The organism is Rosenbergiella sp. YN46 (genome assembly GCF_036620675.1).
Classification (GTDB): domain Bacteria; phylum Pseudomonadota; class Gammaproteobacteria; order Enterobacterales; family Enterobacteriaceae; genus Jejubacter.
Genome location: NZ_JAZHEE010000029.1, coordinates 35,068 through 52,044 on the forward strand (window position 1 = coordinate 35,068; position 16,977 = coordinate 52,044).

At 57.2% G+C, this 16,977-nt stretch carries 16 protein-coding genes; 10 read left to right on the forward strand and 6 right to left on the reverse strand.

Features of this window, described 5'->3' with window-relative positions:
• Window positions 1–5 precede the first annotated feature (5 nt).
• The 8 genes from paaE (at window position 6) to paaY (ending at window position 7,898) form a co-directional block, all read left to right on the forward strand.
• On the forward strand, window positions 6–1,064 hold the full coding sequence (gene paaE, locus V3W49_RS17385) for a 1,2-phenylacetyl-CoA epoxidase subunit PaaE (protein ID WP_500147182.1): 1,059 nt from the start codon (window positions 6–8) through the stop codon (window positions 1,062–1,064).
• Window positions 1,065–1,073: 9 nt separating this feature from the next.
• Window positions 1,074–1,841, forward strand: coding sequence for a 2,3-dehydroadipyl-CoA hydratase PaaF (paaF, locus tag V3W49_RS17390; RefSeq protein ID WP_500147183.1), 768 nt, complete (start codon window positions 1,074–1,076; stop codon window positions 1,839–1,841).
• Window positions 1,842–1,843: 2 nt separating this feature from the next.
• Window positions 1,844–2,632 carry a 2-(1,2-epoxy-1,2-dihydrophenyl)acetyl-CoA isomerase PaaG gene (gene paaG / locus V3W49_RS17395; protein ID WP_500147184.1) on the forward strand — a complete coding sequence of 263 codons (789 nt, stop codon included), beginning with the start codon at window positions 1,844–1,846 and terminating at the stop codon, window positions 2,630–2,632.
• A gap of 1 nt (window position 2,633) precedes the next feature.
• Window positions 2,634–4,145, forward strand: a complete 1,512-nt coding sequence (locus V3W49_RS17400; RefSeq protein ID WP_500147185.1) for a 3-hydroxyacyl-CoA dehydrogenase — start codon at window positions 2,634–2,636, stop codon at window positions 4,143–4,145.
• Window positions 4,135–4,545 carry a hydroxyphenylacetyl-CoA thioesterase PaaI gene (gene paaI, locus V3W49_RS17405; protein WP_500147186.1) on the forward strand — a complete coding sequence of 137 codons (411 nt, stop codon included), beginning with the start codon at window positions 4,135–4,137 and terminating at the stop codon, window positions 4,543–4,545. The genes V3W49_RS17400 and paaI overlap by 11 nt, the downstream gene beginning before the upstream one ends.
• A 265-nt stretch (window positions 4,546–4,810) precedes the next feature.
• A complete protein-coding gene (gene paaK, locus V3W49_RS17410; RefSeq protein WP_500147187.1) occupies window positions 4,811–6,112 on the forward strand; it encodes a phenylacetate--CoA ligase PaaK in 1,302 nt (433 codons plus the stop codon).
• Between the two features lie 247 nt (window positions 6,113–6,359).
• Entirely contained in the window at window positions 6,360–7,286 is a 927-nt protein-coding gene (gene paaX, locus V3W49_RS17415; RefSeq protein WP_500147188.1) for a phenylacetic acid degradation operon negative regulatory protein PaaX, read from the forward strand.
• A gap of 9 nt (window positions 7,287–7,295) precedes the next feature.
• Window positions 7,296–7,898, forward strand: a complete 603-nt coding sequence (paaY, locus tag V3W49_RS17420) for a phenylacetic acid degradation protein PaaY (protein WP_500147189.1) — start codon at window positions 7,296–7,298, stop codon at window positions 7,896–7,898.
• Between the two features lie 44 nt (window positions 7,899–7,942).
• Here the strand turns inward: paaY and V3W49_RS17425 are convergent, their stop codons facing one another.
• The 5 genes from V3W49_RS17425 to V3W49_RS17445 all read right to left on the reverse strand — a co-directional run bounded on the left by V3W49_RS17425 (window position 7,943) and on the right by V3W49_RS17445 (window position 10,715).
• The gene (locus tag V3W49_RS17425; RefSeq protein WP_500147191.1) at window positions 7,943–8,188 is read right to left on the reverse strand and encodes a hypothetical protein; all 246 of its coding nucleotides are present in this window, start codon (window positions 8,186–8,188) and stop codon (window positions 7,943–7,945) included.
• Window positions 8,189–8,288: 100 nt separating this feature from the next.
• A complete protein-coding gene (locus V3W49_RS17430; protein WP_500147192.1) occupies window positions 8,289–8,963 on the reverse strand; it encodes a FimD/PapC N-terminal domain-containing protein in 675 nt (224 codons plus the stop codon).
• A 41-nt stretch (window positions 8,964–9,004) separates the two neighbouring features.
• A complete protein-coding gene (locus tag V3W49_RS17435) occupies window positions 9,005–9,706 on the reverse strand; it encodes a fimbrial biogenesis chaperone (protein WP_500147193.1) in 702 nt (233 codons plus the stop codon).
• 71 nt (window positions 9,707–9,777) lie between these two features.
• Window positions 9,778–10,335 carry a fimbrial protein gene (locus V3W49_RS17440; protein WP_500147194.1) on the reverse strand — a complete coding sequence of 186 codons (558 nt, stop codon included), beginning with the start codon at window positions 10,333–10,335 and terminating at the stop codon, window positions 9,778–9,780.
• 113 nt (window positions 10,336–10,448) lie between these two features.
• Entirely contained in the window at window positions 10,449–10,715 is a 267-nt protein-coding gene (locus V3W49_RS17445) for a hypothetical protein (RefSeq protein ID WP_500147195.1), read from the reverse strand.
• Between the two features lie 718 nt (window positions 10,716–11,433).
• On the opposite strand from V3W49_RS17445, the gene V3W49_RS17450 reads away from it, so the two are divergent.
• Window positions 11,434–12,090, forward strand: a complete 657-nt coding sequence (locus tag V3W49_RS17450; protein WP_500147196.1) for a response regulator transcription factor — start codon at window positions 11,434–11,436, stop codon at window positions 12,088–12,090.
• A 77-nt stretch (window positions 12,091–12,167) separates the two neighbouring features.
• Here V3W49_RS17450 and azoR read toward each other — a convergent pair whose 3' ends face one another.
• Window positions 12,168–12,773, reverse strand: coding sequence for an FMN-dependent NADH-azoreductase (gene azoR, locus V3W49_RS17455; RefSeq protein ID WP_500147197.1), 606 nt, complete (start codon window positions 12,771–12,773; stop codon window positions 12,168–12,170).
• 192 nt (window positions 12,774–12,965) lie between these two features.
• Here azoR and hrpA point away from each other — a divergent pair, with 192 nt between their 5' ends.
• Complete coding sequence (gene hrpA / locus V3W49_RS17460) at window positions 12,966–16,865, forward strand: ATP-dependent RNA helicase HrpA (protein ID WP_500147198.1); 3,900 nt, start codon at window positions 12,966–12,968, stop codon at window positions 16,863–16,865.
• Window positions 16,866–16,977: the final 112 nt, after the last annotated feature.

Below are 16,977 nucleotides of genomic sequence, written 5' to 3' on the forward strand. Positions count from 1 at the left end.
TGGCCATGACAACCTTTCACGCCCTGACAGTGGCGAATATCGAACCGGAAACGGCGGAAGCGGTGGAGATCACCTTTGCGGTGCCCGAAGCGCTGGCGCGGGATTACGCCTGGCGTCCCGGTCAGCATCTGACGCTGAAAGCCCGGGTAGACGGCGAAGAACTGCGGCGCTGTTACTCCATTTGTCGGGCACCGCGGGCCGGTGAAATCAGCGTGGCGGTAAAAAGCATCGAAGGCGGGCGTTTTTCCGGCTACGCCCTGCGGAAGCTGAAACCGGGGGCGAGCCTTGAGGTAATGGTGCCTCAGGGCAATTTCGGCTACCGGCCGGATCCTGCGACGCGCGGCGACTATCTGGCTATCGCCGCCGGTTCCGGCATTACGCCGATACTGGCGATTATCGAAGCGACGCTCGCGACCGAACCGCAAAGCCGTTTCACCCTGATCTACGGCAACCGCGCCACCAACAGCGTGATGTTCCGCCAGGCGCTGGCGGATCTTAAAGACCGCTGGCCGCAGCGCCTGCAATTGCTGTGGATCTTCAGTCAGGAAGCCACCGAAAGTCCGCTGTTCCATGGCCGTATCGACACGCAGAAGATTCAGGCGCTGGGGGAACAATTGCTGGATTTCTCGCGCTTTGCCCGTGCCTTTATCTGCGGCCCCCAGGCGATGATGGATCAGGCCAGCGCCGCGCTGGCGCAACTGGGCATGGCACCGGACGCTATCAATATCGAACGCTTTAATACTCCGGAGCGCAGCGGCCCGCGCCGGGCGACCGGGGCGACGGAAGGCGCACGGGTGACCGTGCGTCAGGACGGTCGCCAGCGCCAGATTGTGCTGACTGCCAGGGATGAAAGCATTCTGGACGCCGCTCTGCGTCAGGGAGTCGATCTGCCTTACGCCTGTAAGGGCGGCGTCTGCGCCACCTGCAAATGCCGGGTGCTGCAGGGTGAAGTGGAGATGGCGGTTAACTACAGCCTGGAGCCGGATCAACTGACGGCAGGCTACATCCTGAGCTGCCAGGCGTTGCCGAAAAGCGATGGGCTGGTGGTGGACTTCGACGTTTAAGGGGGCGAAGTGACGCAACTGATTAGCGAGCGCCAGGGGCGGGTGTTGACCCTGACGATGAATCGTCCGCAGGCGCGTAACGCACTGGATAACGCCCAACTGGAGCGGCTGGCGACGGCGCTGGAACAGGCCAGCCGTGATGAAAGGGTTGGCGCGGTAGTGGTTACCGGCGCCGGGCGCGGCTTTGCCGCCGGTGCCGATCTTAAAGAGATGGCCAGCCGGGATATGGTGGCCACCTTTCAGGATCCGCGCCCCGGTCTGTGGGCGCGCATCGACGGCTTTCCCAAACCTCTTCTGACCGCGGTCAACGGCTATGCCCTGGGGGCCGGTTTCGAACTGGCGCTGTTGAGCGACATGGTGGTTGCCGGTGAAAACGCCCGCTTCGGGCTGCCGGAGATCGTGCTGGGTATTATGCCGGGGGCGGGCGGCATTCAGCGCCTGCTGCGCGCCGTGGGCAAGGGGCTTGCCAGCCGCATGGTGCTGAGCGGCGACCCTATCGACGCCCGGGAGGCCTGGCGGGTGGGGCTGGTGGCCCAGTTGTGCCCTCCGCAGCTGACCCTGGAGTATGCGCAGCAGCTGGCGCAGCGTATCGCCGAACGGGCGCCGCTGGCGCTGCAGGCGGCGAAACAGGCGCTGCGCCAGGGGCAGGAAGTGGGACTCAGCCAGGGGCTCAGTATCGAGCGCCAGCTGTTTACGCTGCTGGCCGCCACCGAAGACCGTCAGGAGGGCATCCGCGCCTTCCTGGAGAAACGAACCCCGCAATATACAGGACGCTGACCGTGGATGACCTGATTATTCGTGATGTGCAGCAGGGCGTGATGACCCTGACCTTTAATCGCCCCGAGCGGCTGAACAGTTTTAATGACGCTATGCACCTTCAACTGGCCGAACAGCTGACCCGGGCGGAACGCGATGCGGAAATTCGCTGTCTGGTGCTGACCGGCGCCGGTCGTGCCTTTTGTGCCGGCCAGGATCTTAACGATCGCAATGTGGATCCCGATGTCGGGCCACCGGATCTTGGACTGTCGGTGGAGCGTTTCTACAACCCGCTGGTGCGCCGTCTGGCGCGCCTGGAAAAGCCGGTTATCGCCGCGGTAAATGGCGTGGCTGCCGGGGCCGGAGCCAGCCTGGCGCTGGGATGCGATATCGTTATCGCCGCCCGTTCCGCCAGCTTTGTGATGGCTTTCAGCAAGCTGGGGCTGGTGCCGGACAGCGGCGGCACCTGGTTTCTGCCGCGTCTGGCCGGGCGGGCCAGAGCCATGGGGCTGGCGCTGTTGGGTGACAAACTGAGCGCCGAACAGGCTGAGCGCTGGGGCATGATCTGGGAAGTGGCGGACGATGCGGCGCTGTCCGACCGGGTTCAGACGCTTTCCCGCCATCTGGCGACCCAGCCTACCAGGGGGCTGGGGTTGATTAAGCAGGCGCTGCTGGCCGCCGAACAGCAGGGGCTTGACGCGCAGCTCTCTCTGGAGCGTGACTACCAGCGGCTGGCCGGGCGCAGCGCGGACTACCGTGAAGGCGTATCCGCGTTTCTGGCCCGCCGCCCGCCGCAGTTTACCGGGAGGTGACATGAATATCAGCGAACAGGCGGTTATCGGCGTGGTGGGCAGCGGCGCCATGGGCGCGGGCATCGCGCAGGTGGCGGCCAGTCACGGCCACCCGGTACGGCTCTACGACATTGCGCCTCAGGCGGCCCGCCAGGGCATGGCCCGCATCGATAGCGCACTGGCTAAGCGGGTGGCGAAAGGGCGGATGGCGGAGTCGGAACGGCAGGTGATTCTGGCGCGTATTCAGGTGGTGGATGCGCTCAGCCAGCTGGCGGAATGCAGGGTGGTGATAGAAGCTGCGCGGGAACAGCTGGAGGTCAAGCAGCAACTGCTGGCGGAGCTGGCGGCTCTGTGCGGCCCCCGAACCCTGCTGACCACCAATACCTCGTCGATTTCGATTACCGCCATCGCCAGCGCGGTGCCGGAGCCCGGACGGGTGGCGGGATTCCATTTTTTCAACCCGGCGCCGGTTATGAAGCTGGTGGAGGTGGTGAGCGGACTGGAAACCAGCGAACAGACGGCCTCGGCGCTGTGTGAGCTGGCGCGACGCTGGGGAAAAACGGCGGTGCGCTGCCAGGCCACGCCGGGATTTATCGTCAATCGGGTGGCTCGGCCGTTTTACGCCGAGGCCTGGCGGGCGCTGGAACAGCAGGTGGCGCCGCCGGAGGTGCTGGATGCCGCGCTGCGCGAGTCTGGCGGATTCCCCATGGGGCCGCTGGAATTGACCGATCTTATCGGTCAGGACGTGAACTTTGCCGTCACCAGCTCGGTATTTAATGGCTTCTGGCAGGATCGCCGCTTTCTGCCGTCGCTGCGTCAGCAGGAGCTGGTACTGGGGCGGCGACTGGGGCAGAAGAGCGGTCAGGGGGTGTACAGCTGGCCGAGAAATCCGCAGGCGCTACCATTTGTAGCGCCTCAGCCCGCAGGGGCTTCAGCGCGGGATATCCGACGCAGCCAGGCAGGCTGGTTCAGCGGGCTGGAGGCGCTGGTCGCGCCGCTCACTATTGGTGACAACGTCACAAATAAGGCGACGATCGCGCTGGATGATGATGTGGTGCTGATGCCGTCCCGGGGCGACAGCGCAGGCGTGGAAGCGCAGCGGCTGGGGCGAGCGGTGGTACTGCTCGATCTGGCCGCCGATTATCAACGGGCGCCGCTGCTGGTGGCGGCCGCCGCGCCGCAAAACACCCCGAACCAGACCGCGAAGGCGCTGCATCTGCTGCAGCAGTGGGATAAGCAGGTGCTGCTGATTAACGATTATCCCGGCATGCTGGTGTGGCGCACGGTCGCCATGCTGGTTAACGAAGGGCTGGATGCCCTGCAAAACGGGGTAGCCAGCGCGCAGGATATCGATGCCGCGATGCGCCTGGGGGTGAATTACCCTATGGGGCCGCTTTGCTGGGGAGCGGCGCTCGGCTGGCGCCGGGTGCTGGAGATTCTGGAGCGGTTGCAGCGCCACTACGGTGAAGAGCGCTACCGCCCCTGTTCACTGCTGCGCCAACGCAGCCTGATGGAGCAACCTTATGCACAGTGAGCCCTGGCAACTGGCCCGTGAAATGTACGCCCGCGACAACTGCGCCCGGGCGCTGGGTATTGAAATTGTGGAGATGGACGACGGCTATGCGAAGGTCACGATGCGCGTTGCCGAAGCGATGCTTAACGGTCACGGCACCTGTCATGGCGGACAGCTGTTTGCGCTGGCGGATACCGCCTTCGCCTACGCCTGCAACAGCCAGGGGATAGCGGCGGTGGCGGCCGGATGCAGCATCGACTTTCTGCGCCCGGCTCAGGCCGGAGATATGCTCACCGCCACGGCACGGGCGCGCCATCAGGGACGACAGACCGGCGTTTATGATATTGAGATAATCAACCAACAGGCGAAGGCAGTGGCGCTGTTTCGCGGGCGCGCCCATCGACTCAACGCCGACACATAAATAATAAATACACCAAATTATTCGCGGCGGTATCGCGGCGGCAACTGAGGCAGTCCCGGGAGCATAGCCATACTATACCCAAAATAATTCGAGTTGCTTGTAGGCGGCAGCTGAGCGAATCCCCGGGAGCTTGACCGGGGTGAGTGAAGGCGGCCAACACCCAGGCAACCTGAAGTATGAAGGATATATGTAACCGGGGCGACGAAGGCAGCCAACAGAGCGCCAGCCCGAAGAATGAAGTGTATTCACCTGTGAGTACCCTACAATGACAACAGATCCCATTGAAACCGCATCGCTGGATGAGTTACAGGCGTTACAGACCCGACGCATGAAGTGGACGCTGGAACACGCTTATCGCAATGTCCCAATGTATCGCCGGAAGTTTGACGCCGTGGGGGTGCATCCCGACGACTTTAAGCAACTGAGCGATATCCGCCTGTTTCCCTGTACCACCAAACAGGATTTGCGCGACAACTATCCGTTCGACACCTTCGCGGTGCCGATGGAGCGGATAGTGCGGATCCATGCCTCATCTGGCACCACCGGTAAACCCACGGTCGTGGGCTACACCCGGCGGGATATCGATAACTGGGCCGATATTGTGGCACGATCGCTGCGCGCCGCCGGCGGTACGCCTCACGATAAGGTACATGTCTCCTACGGCTACGGGTTGTTTACCGGCGGTCTGGGAGCCCACTACGGTGCTGAACGGCTGGGGGCGACGGTGATCCCGATGTCCGGCGGCCAGACTGAAAAGCAGGCTCAGCTGATTCGCGACTTCCGGCCGGATATTCTGATGGTGACGCCTTCCTGGTGTCTGAATCTTATTGAGGAGCTGGAGCGCCAGATGGGCGGCGATGCCAGCGGTTGCTCGTTGCGGGTGGGGGTCTTCGGCGCCGAGCCCTGGACCCAGGGGATGCGTGCCGAGATCGAACGGCGGTTGGGCATGACCGCGCTCGATATTTACGGACTTTCAGAGGTGATGGGGCCGGGGGTGGCGATGGAGTGTATCGACTCGCGGGGCGGGCCGACTATCTGGGAAGATCACTTTTATCCTGAGATAGTCGATCCCAACAGCGGCGAGCCGCAGGCCGATGGCGAACAGGGGGAGCTGCTGTTCACCACCCTGACCAAAGAGGCGCTGCCGGTGATCCGCTACCGCACCCGGGATCTGACCCGCCTGCTGCCGGGAAGTCAACGCACCATGCGCCGTATGGATCGCATTACCGGGCGCTCTGACGATATGTTGATTATCCGCGGGGTTAACGTCTTCCCGTCTCAACTGGAAGAGGAGATTTTTAAAATCGAGCATCTGGCACCCCATTATCAACTTGAGGTGCGCCGACACGGCCATCTGGATTCACTGGCGATTAAGGTGGAGCTGCGCGAGAGCAGCCTGACGCTGAACCAGGAGCAGCGCTGCCAGATCTGTAATCATTTGCGGCGACGGATCAAATCGATGGTCGGCATCAGTACCGATATTGCCATCGTCAACTGCGGTTCGCTGCCGCGTTCGGAAGGGAAAGCGCTGAGAGTGGCGGATTTGCGCCCGGCAGCGAATCAGTAAAAAAATCCCCGCCCTGAAAGGCGGGGTAGTCGTTTCACAACACTCGAAACGGCGCCAGATGACGACCGCAAACCAAACGTTAGTTGAGCGCTAACCGCCTCGCCATTCCCGGGGCGCTTTTTCATCAGACAAAAGCTGAAACTGTGAACTTCATCACATCCGGGTGACGGTATAACATAATGATTTAACGTTATTTTTAGATACCATGATTCATTATTAATTTTTCTGCTCTTCAGGATGAATCGCAATGAGCAAACTGGACCACTTTTTACAGCAGACGGTGAGCGCCGGCCCCATTAGCGGAACCTCGCTGATTATCTCCCTGTATGGCGATGCGCTGCTGCATCGCGGCGGTGAAGTCTGGCTCGGCAGCCTGGCGACGCTGCTGGCAGGGCTGGGCTTTGGCGAACGCTTTGTGCGCACCTCGCTGTTTCGGCTGAATAAAGAGGGCTGGCTGGAGGTGGAGCGGGTCGGGCGCCGCAGCTACTACCGGCTGACGGAATCGGGCCGCCGCCAGGCCCGGCGCGCCGAAAGCAAAATTTACCGCGCCGCTCAGCCGGAGTGGGACGGTAAATGGCTGCTGCTGCTGTCGGAAGGACTGGAGAAAAACCGGCTGTTGCAGGTGAAAAAAGAGCTGATGTGGCAGGGTTTTGGCGCTCTGGCGCCGAACCTGATGGCCTCGCCTTCGCAGCGAATGGCGCAGGTGCAAAGCTTTCTGCATGAGTCCGGGGTAGCGGAAAACGTTATCTGCTTTGAAGCCACGGCGCCGCTGCCGCTATCGCGCAGTGCCCTGAAATCAAGGGTGGAAAGCTGCTGGCAACTGAGCGATAAAAATGCGCTGTACGGCGAATTTATCAATACCTTCCGGCCGCTGTTGCCGCTGCTGCGCGAAGCGGGTGATGAACTGACCCCGGCGCGCAGTTTTTACCTGCAACTGCTGCTGATTCACTGCTACCGGCGGGTAGCGCTGAAAGATCCGCTGCTGCCGGACGAACTGCTGCCGCCGCACTGGCTTGGCCAGAGCGCGCGCCAGCTGTGTATTAATATTTATCAACGAACCGCGCCCGGCGCGCTGGCCTGGGTCAGCGCCAACAGCGAAACCTCGGTGGGCGAACTGCCGCCGCCGGGTAGCGGCTGGTTCCAGCGTTTTGGCGGCTTGCTGCTGCCGGACTAAGGAGGTCGAATGCCGATATATCAGATAGACGGGCTGACGCCCGTGGTGCCGCATGACAGCTTTGTTCATCCTACGGCGGTATTGATTGGCGATGTGATTCTGGGCCACGGGGTGTGGGTCGGCCCCAATGCTTCTCTGCGCGGCGATTTCGGGCGTATCGTGGTGAAAGATGGCGCCAATATTCAGGATAACTGCGTGATGCATGGCTTTCCCCAACAGGAGACCCTGGTGGAAGAGGAGGGCCATGTCGGCCACGGCGCTATTCTGCACGGCTGCCATATCGGCAAAAACGTGCTGGTGGGAATGAACGCGGTGGTGATGGACGGCGCACAGATTGGCGCCAACAGTATTATCGGCGCCGCGGCCTTTGTGAAGGCGAAGGCGGAGTTTCCCGAAGCCAGCCTGATTCTGGGCAGCCCGGCCAGAGTGGTGCGGGCGCTGCGTCCGGAAGAGATCGACTGGAAGCGGTGCGGCACGGCGGAATATCAGGCGCTGGTATCGCGCTGCCAGCAGACGCTGCACCAGGTCGAGCCGCTGCGTGAGGTGGAGCCGGATCGCAAAGCGCTGGTGTTTGATAAGGGGCTGGCGGCGAAATCAGAGCAGCCAGAATAACCCAATCCACGCAGCTTTGGGGCTGCGCGGATTGCCCCGGCCAGCTATTCGTAGAAAATGGTGAACTCGACGGCGGCGTTGGCAGGGCCAGGTTTTAGCGGAACGGCCGCGCCGCTGGTTGCGTCCTGCCTGATACGCGAATAACGGGCCCGCAACGGGATGGTATAGCTGGTGGCGCTGCTGCCCAGGTAATTCTGATTTAAAAAGGCCTTGCCGCGCCAGTCGTGATTACTGGCATCCAGCGCGTTGCTAAAGCCCCCCGAACCTATGCCTGCATTTGGAAGCGACATATCATGTATCTCAATGCAAACGCCTTCAGCGCCATTGGTCACCGCATCGGTTTTTAAGCATTTTAATCCGCTATAGGTGGTACCTGTTTCATTGACCGGATCAGCTCAGGCTGCCGTTATGACGAAAATGCCAGCCCAGAATATTAAAGCCGCTATTGATACCGGTATAAAGCGCGTCGCTTTCGTTATTCCGGGTTACGCTACGATAAAAGTTGGCGTTGTAGTTCAGAATTCCGGCGGTAATACCCTGATCCCACAGCGCCGGGTTTACATAGCCGCGCAGCCGCTTAATCAAATAGATATCGGCCAGCGCCAGAGAGAGCGTCTGTTCGCCGGTATCCAGATCGAATGACGCCTCGGGCAGAAGCTTATCAATGGGCAGACAGTCTGTATCGTCGGCACTATCGAGTAATTCCAGCGCCTTCTTCGCGAATTTTTCGGTATTAAATTCCAGGTTGATAAAGGTCTTTTTGGTCAGACAGATTGCGCCGTCTGGACAGCGACCGGAGCCATCCGACACTTGCAGATCGTACTGCCCCATGGCGATGCCGTTAATCATGACCTCGACGCTATATTTTCCGGGAACCGGAACGCCTTTCTGGTAGCAGGAGATATCTATCTGATTTTTGCTACCCGGGTTCATAAAGTTGGTATTGAATTCAACAAAAGAATCATCAGCAGCCTGAGCGCCAGGAAAATAAGCCGTGGCAATGGCAATCGCTAACGGACAAAGCTTCAGCGTGCCGTTAATGGTAAAATTAAGGTTCCGTTCCATAATATCTTCCTGTACTGCGCTTTATCATTGGTTTTGCGGCACTACTTTTTTTCAGTATCAATCATGCGCATTGCGCCAAAGTCATTGATAATAAACGGATAGTAACGTCCTGCACTGCGGCCGAGCGTGAAGGATTTCGTGGCGCCCGGGGCTATCATGCCGCCGTTACCAATACTCTTTTTCCCTTCTCTGTCATCAGAGAAATACGCCACATTAATAAAATAGGGGCTGGGGTTGGTGGCAGTTACCGTGGTGCCCTGACGGGACCACTTCACCTGCTGTTGTGCGTCGCTGGCGCTGATGGTTAACCCGCTCGGGCGAAAGAACAGTTTCAGGCGCGATCGGAATGCCATTTGCAACATGCTTTTGCCTTCCGCGTTTTTTACCTTCGCGGGAATTTCCAGCACGTTCAGATAGAAGATCGACTCTTTATCCGTGGGCAGCGGTTCGCCGGTATAGCGAATGCGCAGCGACTGACCCTTGCCGGGATCGACGCGGTTAATCGGCGGCGTCAGGGTAAACGGCGCCTGGGCATTATCCGGGCGGGAATGACGGTCGCCGGAATCGATCCACGACTGAATTAATACCGGCGCTTTGCCGTTATTGGTCATTTTTATGGAAACTTCTTTATCCTTTTGCGGATAAACAACGCGGGTACCGGCGATAATAACGGCGCTGTTTGCGCAAAAGGCCACAAGCGTGGAAAGCAGGGTTAGAGTGATGGGCAGTAATTTTATTTTCATCGCTTAAGTCCTTTTTTGCAGGCGAGCATTGCGCTCGCCTGTTTCCATACAGGGAGGAATTTCAGGTGCGATTATTCGTAATCGATGCTGAAGTTAACCTGGCTTTTTACGGTGCCAGGGGTGGTGGCGCCCATGGCGTAGTAGCGTACGGTATATGGCAGGCTGGCGGCGCCGCTGCTCATATCGACACGGGTGGTGTTGGCGGTCTGGCTGGTGTTACCCACCTGCAGGGGCTGGGAGGTCTGCTGATCCAGCAGCTGCAGCTGAACGTTGGTCGCGCCATCGGTCACGCCTTCGTCAGTATTCAGCAGGTTATAGGTGGTGGTATCGACGGTAGAGCCGTTTTCGAAGAACGCCGCTGCGGTAGAGGTACTGGTAACGCCGGTGCAGTTAGCCAGTTCAATGCTGAAGCCCGTATCTGCGGTGGTGTCCCCCACGTTTTGCAGCAGTGAGGTGCTGACTTCCGGCAAAACCACAGTGGCCGGAGAGGCCTGGCCGTCTACGGTGATGTCGCAGGTGGTGGCGGTAAGCTTGCCTTCGAAATAGATAGTGCCGTCGGCTGCCAGAGCCTGAGCGCCGAATACGCCAGATGCTAAAGCGGCAGCCAGTAATGTTTTCTTGATGTTCATTGTACAAACTCCATGTATTTTTAAATACCCTTGCGGAATAAACCTGTATTCGCATAACAGCACTATCTTTATGCTTATTAATGCTCTGCTTAGTTGATGAAGACGATAAGCTTTTAGCCACAAATATATGGAGCGATGCACAGCTTTCTTTTCTGAAGGCTGAGGCGGATTGTTATCGATAACTGGATATTAAGATTGCCCTGGTTTTCTGTAAAGCTGGTGCTGTTGGTTTCTGTAAAAATAAGAGTAAGTTCTTTACTGGTTTTAATTTTAGGGGCCGTTTTGAGAACATATTCCGAAATAATAAAGATGGAAGGTGATGGTTTTAGAATGGTGGTCGATGTTTTGTGATGCTCGTCATAATTTGATAGTGGCGTCACCAGGAAAATTGTCCTGGCTTGTTGATGGCTACATAAATGCTTTCCTGCTTCCTGTGAATGACGTCTTAATTCTTGTGATTAAATAAGTATTTTCTCAATATATAGCTATTAATGATGAGGAAAAATCCTATATCTGGATGTTTTTAGAACAGGTGTTTAGGTAGTAACTGAAAAAATGGCTGTCAAGTCGTCGCGTTTCCGAATGATAATTAAATGTTTTTATTTTGTTGTATTTTTGTTTTTTAAGGGCGCTATTGTAGCAAATAGTGCGATAAGTAGCGCCAGATACCTGATTGACATTCGGTTTTTCACTTTTTTTTACCATGAAAATGAGGGCGTTTTTTATCTGAAAGCGCGTTGAATAGGATTTTTCTTGGTATTATTGAAAAATGGTTGAAATATTAATTATTCTTCCTTGATGGTTACGATGCGTGATTGTAACTTTTACGTGAATACATTGTTCATTTTTTTATGATTATCTTTATGTTATTAAACGAAAATGGAATAGGGGTAGTAAGGTTTTCTGGTTTCAGGTAAAAGTGGAAAAGCTCTCTCAGGATTGAATGCAAACGTAAATATTAAGAAATTTTAATGGGCCTGTGCCAGGATTTTTCCTTTCAAAAGAGTATTTGCTTCATATATACATGGTCGATTAATTATTCTAGATTGATTGGTTGTAATGGAATGAAGAAATCCATGGTTTGTTATGGAGAATCACATGGGAAAAGAGTTGAGTAGTGGCATAGAGCGTGTATGTCAGGAATCCACAATTACTGTTATTACAGCTGATAAGTATTTTTATTTAGCAGTAAGGTATCTGATTCATTCGATGATGCCAGAAATTCTGAGCGAAAAAGAAACGATCTATAATGTGGTACATTGTGAAAGTGTATTTCAGATGGATTTTCAGGACACAATGATGAGTGAAGACCGGCTGCTCATTGCCGACTATGATGTACGGTTGATCGGGAACTCTCACATTCTTGAACTGTTGCAGGGAATGAAGGTTTTTCGTTCAATCATGTTGGTGCTTCATAAAGAACTGGCGGTTGCCGAAGCGGATTATTGCCTGGCGAAAGGCGCACCGGTAGAGATCATTAAGCAAATTCTGCTGGACTTTATTTTGCAGCTGCCTGTATCGCAAAATACTAATAGTGGGCAGCTTCATGCCCGCTTTACAGATCGCGAACATCAAATCATCCGTCTGATTCTGAAAGGCCGACGCGTTGAAAGCATTGCGAAAGAGCTTAATCTGAGTCCGAAAACTATTTATGCACACCGCTCACGCATCTATCAGAAAGCGGGAGTACGTAACCTGCAAGGCCTGTTTCACTGTGAAGGGCTGAACCGGGAATTCAAAACGCCGATAGCGTAAATTTCACACCTCTGATGATCGACCGCCGTAAAAAACCCCGCCATTTATCGGCGGGGTCGCTTCCTTTATGACTTTTATCAGGCGCTGACGATAGAATCTACCGCGGCTTTGGCGTCGTTTTGCGCTTTGGCGGCGATTTCCGGCCCCATTGCCACACCTTCGGCGAAGATAAAGTTGACGTCGGTAATGCCAATAAAGCCCAGGAACAGCTTAACGTACGGGGTCAGCAGGTCGGTCGGGCCATCTTTATGAACGCCGCCGCGGCTGGAGATAACTACCGCGCGTTTACCGGTCACCAGGCCTTCCGGCCCGTTTTCGGTGTAGCGGAAAGTAACGCCGGCGCGGGCTATCAGATCGAAGTAATTTTTCAGCTGAGTCGGGATAGTAAAGTTATACATCGGCGCGTTAAAGACGATAATATCGTGCGCTTTCAGCTCGGCGATAAGCCGATCGGAAAGGGCCAACGCTTCCTGCTGGCGCGGGCTTAGCGGCGCGTCGCCGGGACGCATGGCACCCACCAGTTCGCCGTCCAGTACCGGAATCGGGTCGGCGGCCAGATCGCGAACGGTTATCTGATCCGCGCTGTGTTTTTCACGCCACTGTTCAATAAAGTAGTCGGAAACCTGGTTCGACTGCGAGTAACCTGCCAGGATGCTGGACTTTAGAACTAATACTTTACTCATTGCTGATTCCTTACTTTTTCGGTTGTCGGAACGTTTTCCGTTGCATGACTCCATGCTATTCACGATTGGGTTACAGTGATAGCGTAATATATCGAACCCTGAATTCAATTTTTTTGAACAAGTCTCTCCATCGCTCGCTATGGTAAACTAGGGGCAATTCACTATTTAGCTTTCCTGAGTTGTCTTTGAATCATGGAACAAAACACAGCCTCATTCGCAAGCCTTCAGGCGCGTCTCAACGACCTGATGCTCAGCGATAAAGCCCGCTTTGCCCGCCGTCTTCACGGGGCGAAGAAGGTTAAAAATCCTGAATCCCGCCAGGCGGTTTTTGATCAACTGGCCCAGGAAATCGAGAACGCGGCCGGTAAAATCCTGCTGCGTGAAGCCGCTCGTCCGGCGATCGTTTACCCGGAAAATCTGCCCGTCAGCCAGAAGAAGCAGGCAATCCTGGAAGCGGTGCGCGATCACCAGGTGACCATAGTGGCGGGGGAGACCGGTTCCGGTAAAACCACCCAGTTGCCGAAAATCTGCATGGAGCTGGGGCGGGGAATTAAAGGCCTGATCGGCCACACTCAGCCCCGGCGTCTGGCGGCCCGTACCGTAGCCAATCGTATTGCCGAAGAGCTACAGACCGAGCCTGGCGGCTGCGTGGGCTATAAGGTGCGTTTTACCGACCACGTTGGCGATAACACCATGGTCAAGCTGATGACCGACGGTATTCTGCTGGCGGAGATCCAGCAGGACCGGCTGCTGATGCAGTACGACACCATTATTATCGACGAGGCCCACGAGCGGAGCCTCAACATCGACTTCCTGCTGGGCTACCTGAAAGAGCTGCTGCCGCGTCGCCCCGATCTTAAGGTGATCATCACCTCAGCGACTATCGATCCCCAGCGCTTTTCGCGCCACTTTAATCAGGCGCCGGTTATTGAGGTCTCTGGCCGCACTTATCCGGTGGAGGTGCGCTATCGCCCCATAGTGGAAGAGGCTCAGGATACAGAACGCGATCAGCTTCAGGCGATATACGATGCCGTGGAGGAGCTGGGCCGTGAGGGGCCGGGGGATATTCTTATCTTTATGAGCGGCGAGCGGGAAATTCGCGATACCGCCGAAGGCCTGACCCGGCTTAATTTGCGTCATACCGAAATTCTGCCACTCTACGCCCGGCTTTCTAACAGCGAGCAGAACCGGGTGTTCCAGTCTCACAGCGGGCGACGCATCGTGCTGGCGACTAACGTGGCGGAAACTTCGCTGACGGTGCCGGGCATCAAGTATGTGATTGATCCGGGCACCGCGCGTATCAGCCGCTACAGCTACCGTACCAAAGTGCAGCGCCTGCCGATCGAGCCGATTTCCCAGGCTTCGGCCAATCAGCGCAAAGGGCGCTGCGGCCGCGTATCGGAAGGGATCTGCATCCGGCTCTATTCACAGGACGATTTTCTGTCGCGCCCGGAATTTACCGATCCGGAAATTTTGCGTACCAACCTGGCCTCGGTCATTCTGCAGATGACGGCGCTGGGGTTGGGCGATATCGGCGCTTTTCCGTTTGTGGAAGCGCCGGACAAGCGCAATATCCAGGACGGGGTGCGGCTACTGGAAGAGCTGGGGGCCATTACCAGCGATCCCCGACATGACGGCTACCGCCTGACCGACACCGGGCGCCAGCTGGCGCGTCTGCCTGTGGACCCCCGCCTGGCGCGAATGGTGCTGGCGGCGCGCCAGTTTGGCTGCGTGCGTGAAGTCATGATCATAAGCGCCGCGCTCTCGATTCAGGATCCGCGCGAGCGGCCCCAGGAAAAGCAGCAGGCCGCCGACGAGAAGCATCGCCGCTTCCAGGATAAGGAGTCCGACTTCCTGGCCTGGGTCAATCTGTGGAACTACCTGATGGAACAGCAGAAGGCGCTGTCCGGTAACCAGTTCCGCCGTCTGTGCCGCAGCGATTACCTGAACTGGCTGCGGGTGCGCGAATGGCAGGATATCTACACTCAGCTGCGTCAGGTGGTTAAAGAGCTGGGAATTCCAGTCAACAGCGAACCCGGCGACTATCGTTCGGTGCACTGCGCGCTGCTGACCGGGCTGCTTTCCCATATCGGCATGAAGGATGCTGATAAACAGGAGTACACCGGCGCCCGCAACGCCCGGTTCGCGATCTTCCCGGGCTCCGGGCTTTTCAAGAAGCCACCCAAATGGGCCATGGTGGCGGAGCTGGTGGAAACCAGTCGCCTGTGGGGCCGGATTGCTGCGCGTATCGATCCCGAATGGATCGAGCCGCTGGCCGGGGATCTGATTAAGCGTTCCTATAGTGAACCCCACTGGGAACGCGGTCAGGGCGCGGTAATCGCCAGCGAGAAGGTCACGCTGTTCGGCCTGCCGATTGTGGCGGCGCGCAGGGTGAACTACAGCCAGATCGATCCCGTGCTGTGCCGCGAGCTGTTCATTCGCCATGCGCTGGTGGAAGGTGACTGGCAGAGCCGCCACGCCTTCTTCCGGGAAAATCAGAAGCTGCGGGCGGAAGTGGAAGAGCTGGAACATCGCTCCCGGCGGCGCGATATTCTGGTGGATGACGATACGCTGTTCGAATTCTACGACCAGCGCATCGGCCATGAGGCGATATCCGGCCGCCACTTCGATAGCTGGTGGAAAAAGGCCGGCCGGGAAACCCCGGAACTGCTCAACTTTGAAAAGAGTATGCTGATTAAGGAAGGGGCGGATAAGGTCAGTAAACTCGACTATCCCAACTTCTGGCATCAGGGCAACCTGAAGCTGCGCCTGAGCTACCAGTTTGAACCCGGGGCCGATGCCGACGGCGTCACGGTTCATATTCCGCTGCCGGTGCTGAACCAGGTGGATGAGAGCGGTTTCGAATGGCTGGTGCCGGGAATGCGTCGCGACCTGGTTATCGCCCTGATTAAATCACTGCCTAAACCGGTGCGGCGTAACTTCGTTCCGGCGCCGAACTATGCCGAAGCATTCCTGGGGCGCGCTGTGCCGCTGGAACTGCCGCTGCTGGAAAGCCTGGAACGCGAGCTGCGCCGGATGACCGGCGTGACCGTCGATCGCGACGCCTGGCAGTGGGATATGGTGCCCGATCACCTGAAAATTACCTTCCGTGTGGTGGACGAGCGTAATAAAACGCTACGTGAAGGCAAGGATCTCGAGGTGCTGAAAGGGGCGCTGAAGGGTAAGGTACAGGAGACCCTTTCCGCGGTGGCGGACGATGGTATTGAACAGAGCGGGTTGCATATCTGGAGCTTTGGCACGCTGCCGGAAAGCTATGAGCAGAAGCGCGGCGGCTATAAGGTGAAGGCATGGCCGGCGCTGGTGGATGAAAAAGAGAGCGTCGGCATTAAGCTGTTTGATAACCCTCAGGAGCAGCGGCATGCCATGTGGCGCGGCCTGCGCCGTCTGCTGCTGCTGAATATTCCATCGCCGATTAAATATCTGCACGAAAAGCTGCCCAACAAAGCGAAGCTCGGGCTCTACTTTAACCCTTACGGCAAGGTGCTGGATCTGATTGACGACTGTATTGCCTGCGGCGTGGATCGCCTGATTGAACAGGCCGGTGGCCCGGTCTATGACGAGGCCGGTTTTCATCGCCTGCATGAGAAGGTGCGCGCCGAGCTTAACGACACTGTGGTCGATATCGCGCGGCAGGTTGAACGTATTCTGAGCGAGGTCTTTGCCATTAATAAGCGCCTGAAGGGGAGGGTGGATATGACCATGGCGCTGGGGCTGTCGGATATTAAAGCCCAGATGGGCGGGCTTATCTATCGCGGCTTCGTCACTGGCAACGGCTGGCAGCGGCTGGGTGATACCCTGCGCTATTTACAGGCTATCGAGAAGCGGCTGGAGAAAATGGCGGTGGATCCGCATCGCGATCGCGCGCAGATGCTGAAGGTGGAACAGGTGCAGCAGGCCTGGCGTCAGTGGCTGAATAAGCTGCCGGCGGCCCGCCGGGAAGACGACGACGTGCAGGCGATCCGCTGGATGATCGAAGAGCTGCGGGTCAGCTATTTCGCCCAACAGCTTGGTACCCCTTATCCGGTTTCCGATAAGCGGGTGTTGCAGGCCATGGAGCAGATTAGCGTTTAAGTGGGTGAAAGGTTGAAAAGGGGCACCGGTGAGGCGGTAATGCCAGTCAGTTAAGCAACTGACTGGCTGTTTTTCTCCGGGCCCTGCTGTATTTCTGGGGCCTCTCTTTTAC

Excerpts from the sequence above, each read along its gene's own strand:
- paaE (WP_500147182.1), top strand. The coding sequence starts at position 6 with ATGACAACCTTTCACGCCCTGACAGTGGCGAATATCGAACCGGAAACG.
- V3W49_RS17400 (WP_500147185.1), top strand. The coding sequence starts at position 2,634 with ATGAATATCAGCGAACAGGCGGTTATCGGCGTGGTGGGCAGCGGCGCC.
- paaI (WP_500147186.1), top strand. The coding sequence starts at position 4,135 with ATGCACAGTGAGCCCTGGCAACTGGCCCGTGAAATGTACGCCCGCGAC.
- paaK (WP_500147187.1), top strand. The coding sequence starts at position 4,811 with ATGACAACAGATCCCATTGAAACCGCATCGCTGGATGAGTTACAGGCG.
- paaX (WP_500147188.1), top strand. The coding sequence starts at position 6,360 with ATGAGCAAACTGGACCACTTTTTACAGCAGACGGTGAGCGCCGGCCCC.
- paaY (WP_500147189.1), top strand. The coding sequence starts at position 7,296 with ATGCCGATATATCAGATAGACGGGCTGACGCCCGTGGTGCCGCATGAC.
- V3W49_RS17425 (WP_500147191.1), bottom strand. The coding sequence starts at position 8,188 with ATGTCGCTTCCAAATGCAGGCATAGGTTCGGGGGGCTTTAGCAACGCG.
- V3W49_RS17430 (WP_500147192.1), bottom strand. The coding sequence starts at position 8,963 with ATGGAACGGAACCTTAATTTTACCATTAACGGCACGCTGAAGCTTTGT.
- V3W49_RS17435 (WP_500147193.1), bottom strand. The coding sequence starts at position 9,706 with ATGAAAATAAAATTACTGCCCATCACTCTAACCCTGCTTTCCACGCTT.
- V3W49_RS17440 (WP_500147194.1), bottom strand. The coding sequence starts at position 10,335 with ATGAACATCAAGAAAACATTACTGGCTGCCGCTTTAGCATCTGGCGTA.
- V3W49_RS17450 (WP_500147196.1), top strand. The coding sequence starts at position 11,434 with ATGGGAAAAGAGTTGAGTAGTGGCATAGAGCGTGTATGTCAGGAATCC.
- azoR (WP_500147197.1), bottom strand. The coding sequence starts at position 12,773 with ATGAGTAAAGTATTAGTTCTAAAGTCCAGCATCCTGGCAGGTTACTCG.
- hrpA (WP_500147198.1), top strand. The coding sequence starts at position 12,966 with ATGGAACAAAACACAGCCTCATTCGCAAGCCTTCAGGCGCGTCTCAAC.